The organism is Micromonospora sonneratiae, from assembly GCF_042679305.1.
GTDB classification, from domain to species: Bacteria; Actinomycetota; Actinomycetes; order Mycobacteriales; family Micromonosporaceae; genus Micromonospora_H; species Micromonospora_H sonneratiae.
This window is the reverse complement of sequence record NZ_JBHTMP010000011.1, coordinates 53,088-67,487: the sequence shown is the minus strand read 5'-3', so window position 1 is coordinate 67,487 and position 14,400 is coordinate 53,088. Positions and strand designations below refer to the sequence as shown.

Here is a 14,400-nt window from a genome sequence, read left to right as displayed (position 1 = left end):
GCTGAACCGCCCTTAAGCGGGTTGAGCTGCTCTTATCGTCTCGCCCTGACCTGCAGCCCGCTACGTTCGTGCTGGCAGAGCGCTGCGGACCGTTCGTTGACACGGAAGAGGCCAGATGTCCTTGGTCAAGTGACGTTGCCTTGCATTGTCGCAGGTCGGGGTGCTGGCAGTAGGCGAGTTGCGATGCTGCTGGAGCCAGACGCACCCGCACTCTGGGAGCAGAATGGGAGCAGTGCGAAGACCCCTTCTTGGTTGCGGAAAGGGTCGAATCCCAGCAGTCAGTGCGACGTCCGGCGGCAAGTCGTAGCTCGCCGCGACTTCCGAGGTGCGTCGGACGGAGGTCATGGACCTCGGCGGTCACGATCGGACGGCTCAGCTCGGCGAGGGCTCTTACCCTCCGTCGCTGGCTGAGTTTTGGAGGGCGATCTGGAGGGCGGCTTGGGTGGGTGTGAGGTGTGTGGTGTTGACGACCTCGGCTTCGGCGTGCAGCCACGTGCGGGCCGCCTCGGCGTAGGGCTGGAGGTACTTGAGGCGGAACGGGGACGGGACGGGGTGTTCCCCCTCTATGCGTGCGCGGAGGATGTCCTGGTCGGCATGGAGTACGAAGTGCCTTACCGGGATGCCGTGATGGGCGAGACCTGTGCTGATCTCGCGCCAGTACGGCTCGATCAGGACAGTCATGGGCACCACGAGGGTGCCGCCGGTGTAGTCGAGGACGCGGCGGGCGGTCTCGACGACGAGTTGCCGCCACGGTGGCCAGTGCTGGAAGTTGTCTGTGGCGGGTAGTCCCGGGGTGATGTCCATGAGTGTCTCGCCGACCTTTTCGGCGTCGAATACCCGGGAGTCCGGGATGAGTTGCTGTACGAGCACGCTGGTTGTCGTCTTGCCTGCGCCGTGGGTGCCGTTGAGCCATACGATCACGGAACCCATTCAACGCCCGCGAGCAACCCGACGGCGTCCGCGCCGACCCATACACGCCCGCGCCACTTGGTCTGCCGATCGTCGCGGTCCGTCCGTCATCCGGCGAGGGGGCCCACAAGCCTGGTCATGGCCGGTCGGTGAGGATCTTGGAGAAGTTGTTTCCGAGCGGCTGCAGGGGGTGTTGGCGTACCGCTGATGCTGCGCTGGTGTGGGACGAGCCTCCTGCCTCAGGAAACCGGATTGTGGCGGCCAGCGCAGATCCTCTTCTTGGGGAGCGTTGGTTCCGGCCGTAGGGAAGCGGCCGGCGGTAAGACCTATCGCCGCTCTGTGCACAAGCCCCCCGTTTACCCCCCGAAAACCCCGGCGAAGCGTTGACGAAGAGTGACAAGAAGTGGCGAGCGTCTGACCATGTCTGTGCAGCTCAGCGCCCATTATTGGCAAGCAGTGACAAGCTAAATTTGGCTACGGTTGGTAACAAGGGGTCGTCGGTTCAAATCCGGCCAGCCCGACAGAACGAAAGAAGGCCGTTGACCGGGGCGTATGCCCTGGTCAACGGCCTTCTTCATGTGTTGGAACAGTAGGGGTGCTGCGATCTAGACCGCGCGTAGCTGGGGACCACCTGGGGACCGGCGAGCCTTCAAGTGGGCGCTCAGCGCCGTTCCGGCGTCGGTTATCGACTGCCGGTCGGGGTGTAGGTACCGCTGGGTTGTGGTGAGCGACCCGTGTCCGGCGATCTCCCGTAGGACATGCACGGGTACGCCAGCGTCGGCCATCCAGGTGAGCCCGGTGTGCCGTAGGTCGTGCCGGCGTAGGTGCTCGTAGCCGAGCTTGGTTACCACCTCATCCCAGTGGGTCGCGTCGCGGAGAACGGCGGTACTGATCCGGCCACCGCGTGGACCGGTGAACAGCCGTGAGTCCGGTTTGGTGATGGCGTCCAGGCCGGCGGGCCACGATCGGCCGTACCTCCTCGATCAGTGGCACCGTACGGGCACGTTTACCCTTGGTGCCCTTGTCGATCAGGCCACCGGGGCCGGGTGTGGGTTGTCGTCGTACGGTCCACATTCACGTATATCGGCCGATGTCCTCGGCTCGGATGCCGGAGACCTCGCCGATTCGTGCGGCCGTGCAGGCGGTGAATATGACCACGTCGGCCCATCCGGTGAAGCCATTCGCGGACCGCTCGACCAGTGCGGCGGCGAGTGTGGTCAGAGCCTCCCAACTGGGCAGTGCGAGTGTGCGTGGGCCGTCCAATTCGTCCTTGGCTTGTTGGTATTCGCGCTGCCATCCGGTGACCTGTGCCGGGTTCGCGGGATGACGCCGTCTCTAACAGCCTGCTCCATGACCCGGACCAGTACGGCGAGACTGTTCTTCACGGTTGATCGGCTGTGTTCGTCCGCGATCCATCCGTGAACGGCCCGGTCAACCGCGCCGTTGGTAATCATGCGGACGGGGATGTGACCGCGCCTCGGCACAACGCGCTTTCGCCATCCAGCCAGGTACGGATCGAGCGTCTTTCGTTCCAAGCCGCGTAGTGCCAGCGTCATCACGCTGTCGCCGTACTCAGCCAGCCGCTTGGTTGCTGCCAGCGGGTCGACACCGCCTGACGTTGGAGTATTAAGGAAGTTCACTTACGCGCCGGGACAACAGTGCGCGCGAGTTGGATGCGTGACTGGAGGCCGAGTTTCCGGTAGACGCGGGTGAGGGTTGCTTCGACCGTTTTGACGCTGATGGTGAGGGCGGCGGCGATGTCGCGGTTACTCGCTCCGCTGGCGGCTAGCTCAGCGCACAACTGTTCAGCGGAGGTCAGGCGCGGGACCGTACCTGCGGGAACGGGTTCTAGCCGGTGGAGGGTGCGGGTGGCGGCTTCGATCCAGGGGTGTGCCTGGTGCGTGCTGAAGAGGTCGGCGGCGCTCTGCGCCGCGGTGCGGGCGCTGGCGCGTCGGCGTCCGCGTCGTTCGGTGTGGCTGAGGGCCAGGAGGGTTCGACCGTGTTCGATGGGCAGGTGGCGGAGGTGGTCGGCTGCTGCGGTGAGGAGGTCGGCGGCCGCATCGTAGTTGCCCAGGGTGGCTTCCAGGAGTGCCTGGGAGCGGTCGAGCACGGGGAGGACGCAGCTTCTATCTAGATCAGTCGCGGTGCGACGGGTATCGGTCAGCAGTTTGCGGGCTTGGTCGAGGTAGCCGAGGGAGATGAGGGCTTGGGCGAGGTCGGCGTGCCAGCGCAGGACGGACGGGTCGCGGACCTGCTGGCGCTTCTCAAGCGTACGGACCTCTTCCAGCGCCTCCAGGGCTTCTTTCGGACGCCCGGTGACCAGGAGAAGATGTCCGAGGACGAAGAGGTTTCGGGAGAGGAAGACTTTGTTGTCCTCCCGGCGGGAGGTGTCCGCCCCGCGGCGTGCGTGAGCGAGGGCGGAGTCGGTGCACGAGGCGGTGCCCTCGACCAGGGCGGAGGTGTAGCACGTTGGTGCGGGGTCCAAGGCGGCTCTGTCGGTAAGCGACAGGGCGCGGCCGGCGTAGTCGAGGGCCAGTCCGCACCGTCCGGCGCGGATCTCGACTTCGGCGAGGCTGCGCAGGACATCCACGGTGGCTTCGGCGTCTCCGGTCCGCTCGGCTTCGACGAGCAGAGGCAGCAGTGCGCTGCGGGCTTCGTCCAGACGGTCGTCGAAGATGGCGTGCCGGGCGGAGAGCTGTTCGGGCCTGGCGTTGACGGGGATGTGAGTGCTGCGTGGCAGGGACAGGGCGTGGCCGAGCGTGGTCTCGGCTTGGGGGCGGCCGAGGATGCGTTGGATGCGGGCCTGCATCGTGAGGGCCATGGCGGTGGTGGCGGTGTCGCCAGCGCTCCGGGCGAGGCTGGCGGCCCGGGCAGCCTGGGCGCACGCCCGGTCGGGATCGCCGTTGACGTTGGCCCAGATCGCCTGGCGGACGAGGATCTGCGCGGTCAGGTCCGGATGTCCGGCCGCTTCGTGAAGTGCGTCGGCGAACAGCTTGTCGCCGTTGTACAGGTGCTGTCCGCCTGAGTCGATCAGGGCGATGAGGGCGTTGACGCGGTTGGCGGGGCTGCTGTCGTGGTTCAGGACGAGGCGGACGGCAGCCTGGCCGCGGGGCAGGTCGCCGTTGTGGGCGGCGTCGCGTACGGCGGTCAGCGCCCGTTCGGTGAGCAGGTCGGCGTCGGTCTCCGGGGTACGTTCGGCGGCGAGCAGGGAGAGCTCGGCCGCTAGTGCGGGTTCTCCGCGCAGCCGGGCGCGGGCGGCGGCGAGTTCGGCGCAGTCGGCCGACTGCGGGTCGTTGGTGTCGGCCGCCAGCGTGGTGTGACGGTCGCGGCGGATGCTGTCGCGGCTGGCTTCGGCCAGGCGGGCGTGCAGGAGCCTGCGTGTGGCGACCGGCGGTCGGGCCGCGAGTTCGGCACCGATCGCGGCGGCGGCGAACCGGATCTTCCCGTCGACCTGCCCGATGTTGATCAGTCCGGCTGCCTCGGCCTCTGCGAGAAGGTTTTCGGCGGGCGGGCCGGCGAGGCGGCTCAGCAGTTCGCGGTCGGGCCGGTCGTCGAGTGCGGCGACCGTCAACAGTTCCTGAACTTCGGCCGACACAGTGCCCAGCCATTCGTTCACCAGTCGGCGGGCGGCCGGCGGCAGGACCAGGTCGTCTACGAGACCCTGAGCGGCCGGCAGGTCGGTGGCGCGGCTGCGGGCCCCGGCGAATGCGAGGGCTAGGGCCGGGTTCCCTCCGCTGCGGATGTGGGTCTGCGTGACCTCGTAGGGGGTTAGCCGGTACGGCGACAGCAGGGTTGCGACCTGATCGGGTGTCAGCGCCGGGATGCGTACCGCACAGGGGTCCTCGCCGCACCAGTGGCCTTCGCTCCCCGGGCGCCAGATTCGCTCTGCGGCTATGACGGGAAGGTCGGGAGCCAGGCGCAGTGCCCAACGCAAGACGGCCGCGCTGGCCGTATCCAGCCACTGGGCGTTGTCCACCACCAGTGTCAGAGGCGGGGTGTCCAGCAGCAGGGTGGCGGTCAACCGGCGCAGCCGTAGAGCGGTCCCGGCGGGATCGGCAGAGCCCGGCACTCCGACGGCCTTGTCGATTCCGGTCGCGAGTTCCCGCGCGGCCGGCAGCGGTTGGAGGGCCAGTGCGAGTTCGAGCAGTCCGGTGTAGGGGACCTGGGCGTCCTGTGGGCTCGGAGCCAGCCTTAGGACAGGCATGCCCAGCTGCTGCCCGAGTACACCGGCCGCAGCGGTCTTGCCGATCCCGGGCGGACCGAACAGCACCACCCGACGGGCGCCGTACACGTCGGCTGGCACCACTGGCAGCACGGTGCCGGTGGCCCCCTGATGCGCATTCACTGCCGTCGCAGAATCTGGCACCGGATCATAGTGCGCCCGACGGTCCTTCGCGCACCAGAGCAAGGGGTTGCCCTGATTTCGGCCAGCCTCCGCCGTTCCTAGTGTCATCGCCAAAGCCGAGCTGTCACCGGTTGCCGGAGATCCCATCAACACGGGCCCTGCTGCCACACCCCTCAACCCAGCTCGGCGGGAGGATTGCGATGTATCGAAGAACTGCCATGGCGGCCGCTGTCGCGGTTGCGCTTACCCTGGGCACCGTGACCGGGGTGGCCACCCAGTCGACCGCAGCCACCCCGCCCCCTACACCCACGGTTGCGCAGAGCCCGCTGTCGCTGGCGATCTCTGCAGCCGACCGCGCTGCCGACGGCGGTCACGACGCGCTGGCGAAAGGCCCCTTCGAGCAGTACGACCGGCGCATGGTGATCCCGTGGGTCGACGGGCTGTTCTCCATCGCCTACGAGCGCACCTACCGGGGCCTGCCGGTGGTCGGCGGCGACGCCGCCGTGCTCGCCGACGGCCGGGGCGCCATCCGGGCGATCTCGGCCGCCACCAAGACGAAGATCAACGTCTCCGTCGTGCCGACGGTCGCCGCCGACCGCGCCGAGCAGACCGCCAAGAGCCTGCTCACCAAGGTCGACCGGGTCGAGTCGCGCACCCTGGTGGTGCACGTCAAGGACAGCACCGCACGACTCGCGTGGGAGGTCGTCGTCGCCGGGCGCACCGCCTCGGCGCCCAGCCACCTGCATGTCTTCGTGGACGCGCGTAACGGCCAGGTGCTGGCCAAGCAGGAGGACGCCGCGGCGGGTTCCGGCACCGGCAAGTGGAACGGGCCCAGCCCGTTGTCGATCACCACGTCGCAGTCGGGCAGCACGTACTACCTGCGCGACACCACGCGCACCGGCCTGAACTGCCAGGACTACAGCACCAGTACCGTCTTCTCCGGCGCGGACGACAGCTGGGGCAACGGGGTGGGCACCAGCAAGGAGACCGGCTGCGTCGACGCACTGTACTCGGCGCAGAAGGAATGGGACATGCTGTCGGCCTGGCTGGGCCGCAACGGGCACAACGGCAACGGTGGCAGCTGGCCGATCAAGGTCGGCCTGAACGAGCAGAACGCCTACTGGGACGGCTCGACGATCACGATCGGCAAGAACTCGGCAGGCAACTGGATCTCGTCGATGGATGTGGTGGGTCACGAGTTCGGCCACGGCCTCGACCAGAACACCCCCGGCGGCACCAGCTCCGAAGCCGGCCTCGGCGAAGCCACCGGCGACATCTTCGGCGCCCTGACCGAGGCATACGCCAACCAGTCCAGCGCCTACGACGAACCCGACTACCTGGTCGGTGAGGAGATCGACCTCGTCGGCAGCGGCCCGATCCGCAACATGTACAACCCTTCGCTGGTCGATGGCCACCCGAACTGCTACTCCTCGTCGATTCCCAACACCGAGGTACACGCGGCCGCAGGTCCGCTCAACCACTGGTTCTACCTGCTCGCCGAGGGCAGCGCGCCGGGCGGCGGCAAGCCGAACAGCCCCATCTGCTCGGGCGGCCCGTCGTCGGTCACCGGCGTGGGCATCCAGTCCGCCGGAAAGATCTTCTACGGCGGCATGCTGCTGAAGACCTCCGGCATGACCCACAAGAAGTACCGCACCGCGACCCTGACCGCCGCGAAGAACCTGGACTCCTCGTGCGTCCTGTTCAATCGGACCAAGGACGCGTGGAACGCGGTCGCGGTCCCGGCCCAGACCGGTGACCCGACCTGCACCGGTTCCAGCACCGACTTCTCCGTCTCGGTCAGCCCCACCTCGGGCAGCGTCAACGCGGGCTCCTCGGTCACCGCGACGGTCAACACCGCGACCGTCTCCGGCAGCGCCCAGACCGTGTCGCTGACCTCCTCGGGTGCCCCGTCGGGGGTCACCGTGTCGTTCAGCCCGACGTCGGTGACGTCGGGCAACAGCTCCACGATGACGGTGGCGACCACGTCCAGTGCGGCTGCGGGCACGTACACCATCACCGTGACCGGCACCGGGTCGGTCACCCACACGGCCCAGTACACGCTGACGGTCAACGGCGGCACCCCCGGCGGCACCGCCCCGGACATCAGCGTGTCCAACGTGCAGGCGCACCTGACCCAGCTCAACACCATCGCCACCAACAACGGCGGCAACCGCCGCTCGACCGGCCAGGGCTACCTGCAGTCGGTGGCCTACGTCAAGGGCAAGCTGCAGACCGCCGGCTTCACCGTCACCGAGCAGCCCTGCACCTCGGGCTGCACCAGCGGCGCCGGCCCGAACCTGATCGCCGAGTGGCCCGGCGGCAACGCCAGCAACGTCTACATGTTCGGCGCCCACCTGGACAGCGTCTCGGCCGGTCCCGGCATCAACGACAACGGCTCCGGCTCGGCGGCGCTGCTCGAGGTCGCCCTCGCGCTCGCCGCGCAGAACCCGACCATGCTGAACAAGGTCCGCTTCGGCTGGTGGACCGACGAGGAGCAGGGCCTCAACGGCTCGAAGTTCTACGTCAACTCCCTCACCAGCACCCAGCGGACCGCGATCAAGGCCTACTACAACTTCGACATGATCGGGTCGAAGAACGGCGGCTACTTCATCAACAACATCAGCTCGACCGCGTCGCAGCCGATGAAGGCGTACTGGGACAGCCTCAGCCTGCAGCCGGAGGAGAACGTCGAGGGCCAGGGTCGCTCCGACGACTACTCGTTCCAGAACGCGGGCATCCCGACCTCCGGTTACGCGATGGGCGCCAGCGCCACCAAGACCTCGGCCCAGGCGTCGAAGTGGGGCGGCACCGCCGGTCAGGCGTACGACTCCTGCTACCACTCCTCGTGCGACACTCTCAGCAACATCGACGCCACCGCGCTGAACCGGGCTGCCGACGGCATCGCCTACACGCTGTGGAACCGGGCGGTCGGCACCTCGACGCCGACCAACGACTTCTCGATCTCGGCCAGCCCCGCGTCGGGCACCGTGAACGCGGGGTCCAGCACCACGACCACCGTCGGCACCGCCACCACCTCGGGCAGCGCCCAGACGGTGAACCTGACCGCCAGCGGCGCCCCCACGGGCGTAACGGTCTCGTTCAGCCCGTCGTCGGTGACCTCCGGCAGCTCGTCGACCGCCACCATCGCGGTCGGCTCGTCGGTGGCCGGCGGCACCTACACCATCACCATCACCGGCACGGGTTCGGTGTCGCACAGCACCACGTACACGCTGACCGTGCCCGGCGGGCCGGGCGGCTGCACCGCCGCCCAGCTGGTCCTCAACGGCGGGTTCGAGAGCGGCACCTCGCCGTGGACCGGCTCCACCGGCGCGATCGGTACCTCTATCGGGCAGGTGCCGCGCAGCGGCACCCGGTACGCGTGGCTCGGCGGATACGGCTACACCGCGACCGAGGCCATCAGCCAGACCGTCACCATCCCGTCGGGCTGCACCAGTGCGGTACTGACCTACTGGCTGCACATCGACACGAACGAGTACGGGGCGGTCGCCTACGACGTGTTCACCATCAAGGCTGGCGGCACCACCCTGGTGACCCTGTCCAACGTGAACGCGGCGGCGGGCTACACGCAGCGCACCGTCAACCTCGGCGCGTACGCCGGCCAGACGGTCACGCTGACCTTCACCGGCACCGAGGACGCCTACCTGCAGACCAGCTTCGTGCTGGACGACGTGACCCTGCAGGTCGGCTGAGTTCAACGGCAGGGTGGGGCGAACGCCCCACCCTGCCGCCCGTCCTGTGCCCTTGTTCCGCAGTCGGACCTGACCTCAGGTGAGGATCCACCACGCGACCCCGGCCAGTCCAGCCACGGCGAGCAGGTCGAGGTAGGCCAGGACCAGCCGGGTGTCGCGCAGCACGCACTTCGCCCTGGCGACGTCGACCGCCGTCTTGATCGTCAGGATGGCCGCTGTGTCGTCGGCCGGAGCGGACCGCATGTGCTGGTCGTGGTGCTCGACGGCCAGTTCGATGATCCGTGCGTACAGCAGGCAGGCGATGTCGGTCAGCTTCCTCATGTCAGAGGGCGGTCCGCAGGCTTTCGGGTGATCTATGGCTTACATCCGGCTGCGGGCCTTTGGTTGGGGTTCGCGCTGAATCATGACCGGTCGATGCTGTGGATGTGAGTCTTGGTCGTGACCGTGGGGCGGTAGCGGCGTCAGTACTCCAGTCGTAGCTGGTTGATTCGGTGTCTTCGCTGGTAGTGGGCTTGTTTGGCGAGGTACTGGTGTCGGCGTCACCATTGCGACCATCGATGAATGTGGTCGGAGGGTCGGATAGTGGTGGTCAGGTGTGCCAGTAGACGGCGGACCTCGCCGAGGGTGAGAGGGATGAGGCCATCGTCGGATCTGGAGCCCCCTTTTTCGTCTGTGCGGCGGTGGCCAGGAGATCGGGGCGCCAGTTGCCTGCCCCGGTGGGGTGCGTTGGTTGCGGGGCACGGCGAGGACGTAGCCGATCCGCCGTCGTTGCAGCCAGGTGCACTTCGAGTCCAGCGCTTCGCCGACGGCAGTCGGAGTCCCGTAGTAGCCGAGACTGACCGGTGTCACGGACATCGACGCCGGGTCGTTGACCGGTTGACGCATGAACCGTGATCGGCGCGGGGCCAGCGTTAATCACTGCAAGTTGCCCGTCCATTTGGAAGATGCCCGTGGCGTCCGAACCCCCGCTACCGCTGGCTGCAGGGAATGCCACCAGTGAAACCGAGGCGTTCCGGTTTCGCTCTTCCCGGGAGTCTCGCAAGTCGCTGCAGCGACACCGCCGATCACGAAGGCAGCGATGAGCCGTACGTTCATTTTCCGTCTGGCGATGAGGTGGTCGTCAGGGGTGGTGTGGCTCGACTCCGTCGGCTGGTGATCGTGCTCGTCTAGGTCAATTACTTCTCGCTTCGGCGACATGTCGTCAGCCCAGGGCTCTGCCGGGCCATGCGTTGGCCGCCGTACAGCCATCTGCACGGCCGAGCCGGACGGCATGCACCTGTGACGAGCGACCAGAGTCGGCGAGTCGAGAAATGCAACGCGATACCGGGTCGGCCCGACTGATCAGTTCGAGATCAGTGCGGCATAGTCGCTCTTGGTCAGGGCAGAGCGGGACAGGGAGCCGTCCGCCCGGGGGATGCCGATGCTCTCGCCATTGTGCACGAACGTCACCTGTCTGACGTCGGGCCGGGTCGTTATGGTGAGGACGATCTGCCCGAAGGCCAGGATCTCGTCGTTGCGTCCGGTGCCGGCCAGTCCGTCGCCGATGTCGATCTCCGCTGCACCGTCTCCGACCCGGAGACCAGTCACCGCGTTGCTGCCGGTCACCGCGCTGGTCAGACCTGCGGCCTCCTCAGCGTCGGTGGGGCCGGCGAGCAGCAGGTCAAGATGTGCCTGGGCGGTCAGTTCGACCTGTAGCTGCCGTACGACGGGCACCAACTGGTCACCGCGGAGGTAGTACAGGCGCTCGACGAAGATGCCCGGCTGGGCGACCGTCGGGGCGGGCGAGGCGGTGACCCGCTGTACGCCACGTGGTGGCTCGACGCTCCGCGGCTCGTCCTCGGCGGGTACGCCGCACCCGGTCAACGCGACGACGAGACCGACGAGGACCGGGAACGGCCCTTGGCGGATCAAGGCTTCACCTCCGGTATTTCGACCCGGAACCGGGCACCCCCGCCGGGGCGGTCCTGCACTGCGACCCGGCCACCGTGGGCCGAGGCGTGCTGCGCGACTATCGCGAGTCCCAGACCGGTACCCTCGCTCCCGCCGCGCGATCCGGCCGTTCGGCCCCGGACGAACCGGTCGAAGATGACGAGCTTGTCATCAGGGCCGACTCCTGGACCCTCATCGTCGACCTCGATGTAATACAGCCCGGTCGACCTGCCCAGCCGAACAGCCGACGGGCCGCCGCCGTGCTTGGCGGCGTTGTCAAGAAGGTTGCCCAGCACCTGCTCGGTCCGCCGGCGGTCGACCCGCCAAATCTGACTGCCCGGTGGGCCCTGCTGCTCGACCAGTGACTCCGGAAGGTACCGCGAGCGACATACCTGCCGAGCGAGCTTCGTCATGTCTACCGGGTCCCGTTCGGCGGGCCGGTCACTGCGGGCCAGTTCCAGCAGATTGTCTACGAGTCGCTGAAACCGGGTGATTTCGTCGGAGACCAGTTCGACGGCGGTGGCGGTGCGCTCGTCGAGATTGTTCCGGCGCCGTTGCAGGACGCTAACAGCTGCAGCCAGCGTCTGCAGCGGCGAACGCAGCTCGTGGCTGACATCGGCGGCGAATCGGCGGTCCCGTTCCACCCGGCGGGCGAGCTGGTCGACCATGTCGTTGAACGACGAGGTGAGCCGGGCGAGGTCCGGCTCGGTGGCGGCGTCGAGGCGGGCATCGAGATCACCTCTACTGATTTCCTGAGCGGCGTCGGTGACCATGCGCAGCGGCCGCATCGTGTAGCGGGTGACGTACCAGCCCGTACCGGCACCGGCCACGGCCGTGATGATCGCCACCGTGGTCAGCACCAGACTGAGCACCCGCAACGTGTGGTCCAGTTCCTGCAACGAATCCACGTGGTAGAAGGTGGTCGAGGAAGACAACGGCAGGCCGATAACCACGGCGGCCTGCCCGTCGATGCTGACCCGCTGCATGGACGGCTGGCCCTGTTCGACCAACTGCCGCAACTGCGGCGATATCGCGGTGGTGATGCCCGCGTCCGCGTTCCGCGCGTACCATACGCCGTTGCGCCGCACCACCGCTCGACGGTTCTCGCCCATGTTCAGCGACCGGAGCGTCTCCACGATGTCGGGCCGCTCCGCGGTCAACCGGGCCTGTACCACTGACGCCTCCAGGTAGGCTGCCCGCACTGCGGTACGCTCCCGTTCCACCAGAAGCGAATTGCGGGTTAGCTGGTACGACACCAGAGCCATCGTCGTGGACAGGGTCAGTGCGCCGACGGCGAATCCCGCCGTGACCCGGAGGTGCAGACCGGCCCGCCTCATGCCTGGAGCCGGTATCCGAGGCCGCGGACCGTGACGAGGTGGCGTGGTGCGGTGGTGTCCTCCTCGATCTTCTGGCGCAGTCGGCCGATGTGGACGTCGACCAGCCGTTCGTCTCCGACTGTGTAGTCCCAGACCCGTTCGAGGAGCTGTTGGCGGCTGAGGACCCGACCAGCATGGTGGGCCAGCTCGCACAGCAATCGGAACTCGGTACGGGTCACCGGGACCGGTTCGCCGCGGAGTCGGACCTCACCGGCCTCGGGTACCACCTCGAGATGTCCGAAGCGCATCGTGGGTACGGGCGTCATCGTGGCCGCCCGTAGTCGGCGGCGTAGTGCCCGTAGTCGGGCGGACAGTTCCTTCACCGCGACGGGTTTGACCAGGTAGTCGTCCGCTCCCGCCTCCAGCGCCGCGACGACGTCGTGGGTGTCGTCTCGGGCGCTGATCACGACGATCGGTACGGCGTCGGCCCGTCGGAGCTCACGAATGCACTCGTATCCGTCGAGCCCCGGCAGCATGAGGTCGACCAGGACGGTGTCGGCCGGGTCGCGGCGCTGCTCAGCAATGCCCTCCTCAGCGGTCCCCGCCCCACGGACGCGGTAGCCCTCGTCCTGCAGAGCGAGGATCAGAGACAGTCGGATGCGGTCGTCGTCCTCGATCACCAGCACACCTGTCATGCCCACCATCATCCCGCCGGCCTGCCTGATCGCGGAAATCGTCAAGGTCAAGAAAACACCGCTGTGGAGGGGGCGGTTGCCTGCCACGTGCCGCGGCACGATTCGGTGGAATGTCATGAAACCGTCATGCGATCGCGGGGATACCGCGATAGCCATGATCCAGGCTGGTGGCGTCGGCAGAGCGGCGCGAAGGGAGGCGAGATGTCTGGGAACAAGTTGGACCCGGCAGGTGGTCCCCAGCCCCTTCGGGTCGAGGTGGCCGTTACCCACCTGCTGGACATCGCGGCGATCCCACGGGTCGCCGCTCTGCTCGACGAGGCCCTCGACCGGCGTCCGGCGGAGATCGTGATCGACCTCGCCGGGTGTCGGTATGTCGATGCGGCCGGGATCGCGCTCTTGCTCGACCTGCACCGCCGCAGTTGGCGGGTGGGTAGCCAACTCACCCTGCGGTCGCCCTCGACACGGCTGCGGCGGCTTCTGGAGATCGCGCGCGTGGACCAGGTCCTCCAAGTGGAGTCCGACTCCACGGGGGCGACGGCACAGCGCGCGAACGGTGGGCGAAACGAGGCATCCGACCAGTGCGAAGCCTTCGGCCGGATGGGCAGATGAGGGGTCTCGGGCCGCGCAGCGGTCGCCGGCACCAGAGCGCGATGGTGCCGATTCCGGGAAGAACGTGTGGCAGGGCCGGGTATCGGTTCGAGCCCGGCTCTGCCACGCACCCAGACCACATCCCGCGCTGACGGTCGCGATCCGCGATCCAGCGACTCCCTGGATCCGGTAGCGGTGTTCGCCCAGCCGGATTCCGTACTCGCCATGCACGACGGCGTGGAGGCCGTGATGACCGTGGTACCCGGTCGGCAGGGCGCGGCTGTCCATATGATCTGTGACGGATGCGGCGTAGTTGTCACCGGGGCGGCCGGGAGTGTCCGAGATGACGTGGTCTGGCCGCTTACCACGGCGCACGGTTGGAGCGGTTCCCCGTTCGCCATCGGGCCGCACCGGTGTCCCCGATGCGCGACGACGCGAAGGCATGCGCCCGTGGACGGAACGCGGCACCCTGAGCCGCGCCACCGTTGTGATGTAGGAATCGAATACGAGCGGTTCGCGGCCGTCGTGCGACTCGTGGGTGATGTCGACCTGCTCGTCGCCGACGAGTTGCGCCAACTGCTCACCGTCGCCCTGTCGGTACGGCAATTGGTCGTCCTCGACCTGGCCAGGGTGAGTCTGATCGACTCGACCGGTCTGGGGGTCCTGGTACGGGCACACCGTGACGCCAAACAATGTGGTGGCACCCTCTGCCTGGCGGCACCGTCCCGCTTCATCCGTACCGTCCTGCACACCATGCGGCTGGAGAGCGTGTTTCCGATTTTCGAGAACAGTGAACATGCGCTGGCCAGTCTTGCCTGATGGGTGCGGTAGCGGACCGGGCGGTCCGGTCGGGCGCGGCGTCGGGTTGGTTGGCAGGCACCATCGCTGGCGTTGCTGTACGGGTGGCT

General features: G+C 67.7%; 9 protein-coding genes and 1 pseudogene. 3 read left to right on the top strand and 7 right to left on the bottom strand.

The annotated features are described in order from the left end of the window. Positions 1-390: 390 nt before the first annotated feature. From ACFQ4H_RS09645 to ACFQ4H_RS09635, 3 genes and pseudogenes are all read right to left on the bottom strand, one after another. Positions 391-921, bottom strand: coding sequence for an AAA family ATPase (locus ACFQ4H_RS09645; protein WP_377569363.1), 531 nt, complete (start codon positions 919-921; stop codon positions 391-393). A gap of 593 nt (positions 922-1,514) precedes the next feature. Further along, positions 1,515-2,549 (bottom strand): annotated as a pseudogene (locus ACFQ4H_RS09640) (tyrosine-type recombinase/integrase). Beyond that, on the bottom strand, positions 2,546-5,254 hold the full coding sequence (locus ACFQ4H_RS09635; RefSeq protein ID WP_377569361.1) for a helix-turn-helix transcriptional regulator: 2,709 nt from the start codon (positions 5,252-5,254) through the stop codon (positions 2,546-2,548). Before ACFQ4H_RS09635 ends, ACFQ4H_RS09640 begins: the two are co-directional and overlap by 4 nt. Before the next feature lie 200 nt (positions 5,255-5,454). On the opposite strand from ACFQ4H_RS09635, the gene ACFQ4H_RS09630 reads away from it, so the two are divergent. Beyond that, positions 5,455-8,964 (top strand): M28 family peptidase, encoded by a 3,510-nt coding sequence (locus ACFQ4H_RS09630; protein WP_377569360.1) that lies wholly within the window; start codon positions 5,455-5,457, stop codon positions 8,962-8,964. Positions 8,965-9,039: 75 nt separating this feature from the next. Here the strand turns inward: ACFQ4H_RS09630 and ACFQ4H_RS09625 are convergent, their stop codons facing one another. From ACFQ4H_RS09625 to ACFQ4H_RS09610, 4 genes are all read right to left on the bottom strand, one after another. After that, positions 9,040-9,285: a hypothetical protein gene (locus ACFQ4H_RS09625; RefSeq protein WP_377569358.1), complete on the bottom strand. Its 246-nt coding sequence runs from the start codon at positions 9,283-9,285 to the stop codon at positions 9,040-9,042. A gap of 1,020 nt (positions 9,286-10,305) precedes the next feature. Further along, a complete protein-coding gene (locus ACFQ4H_RS09620; protein ID WP_377569356.1) occupies positions 10,306-10,875 on the bottom strand; it encodes a GerMN domain-containing protein in 570 nt (189 codons plus the stop codon). Then, positions 10,872-12,230, bottom strand: a complete 1,359-nt coding sequence (locus tag ACFQ4H_RS09615; protein WP_377569355.1) for a sensor histidine kinase — start codon at positions 12,228-12,230, stop codon at positions 10,872-10,874. Before ACFQ4H_RS09615 ends, ACFQ4H_RS09620 begins: the two co-directional genes overlap by 4 nt. Next, on the bottom strand, positions 12,227-12,904 hold the full coding sequence (locus ACFQ4H_RS09610; protein ID WP_377569353.1) for a response regulator transcription factor: 678 nt from the start codon (positions 12,902-12,904) through the stop codon (positions 12,227-12,229). The genes ACFQ4H_RS09615 and ACFQ4H_RS09610 overlap by 4 nt, the downstream gene beginning before the upstream one ends. Positions 12,905-13,105: 201 nt before the next feature. Between ACFQ4H_RS09610 and ACFQ4H_RS09605 the strand changes: the two genes are divergently transcribed. Together ACFQ4H_RS09605 and ACFQ4H_RS09600 are read left to right on the top strand one after the other, a co-directional pair. Continuing rightward, positions 13,106-13,513, top strand: coding sequence for an STAS domain-containing protein (locus ACFQ4H_RS09605; protein WP_377569351.1), 408 nt, complete (start codon positions 13,106-13,108; stop codon positions 13,511-13,513). A gap of 204 nt (positions 13,514-13,717) precedes the next feature. Continuing rightward, positions 13,718-14,311 (top strand): STAS domain-containing protein, encoded by a 594-nt coding sequence (locus ACFQ4H_RS09600; RefSeq protein WP_377569485.1) that lies wholly within the window; start codon positions 13,718-13,720, stop codon positions 14,309-14,311. The last annotated feature ends 89 nt before the right edge of the window (positions 14,312-14,400 follow it).

What these genes read in the sequence shown, in the direction of transcription:
- ACFQ4H_RS09630 (WP_377569360.1), top strand. Translation starts at nt 5,455, where the DNA reads ATGTATCGAAGAACTGCCATGGCGGCCGCTGTCGCGGTTGCGCTTACC.
- ACFQ4H_RS09625 (WP_377569358.1), bottom strand. Translation starts at nt 9,285, where the DNA reads ATGAGGAAGCTGACCGACATCGCCTGCCTGCTGTACGCACGGATCATC.
- ACFQ4H_RS09615 (WP_377569355.1), bottom strand. Translation starts at nt 12,230, where the DNA reads ATGAGGCGGGCCGGTCTGCACCTCCGGGTCACGGCGGGATTCGCCGTC.
- ACFQ4H_RS09610 (WP_377569353.1), bottom strand. Translation starts at nt 12,904, where the DNA reads ATGACAGGTGTGCTGGTGATCGAGGACGACGACCGCATCCGACTGTCT.
- ACFQ4H_RS09605 (WP_377569351.1), top strand. Translation starts at nt 13,106, where the DNA reads ATGTCTGGGAACAAGTTGGACCCGGCAGGTGGTCCCCAGCCCCTTCGG.
- ACFQ4H_RS09600 (WP_377569485.1), top strand. Translation starts at nt 13,718, where the DNA reads ATGCACGACGGCGTGGAGGCCGTGATGACCGTGGTACCCGGTCGGCAG.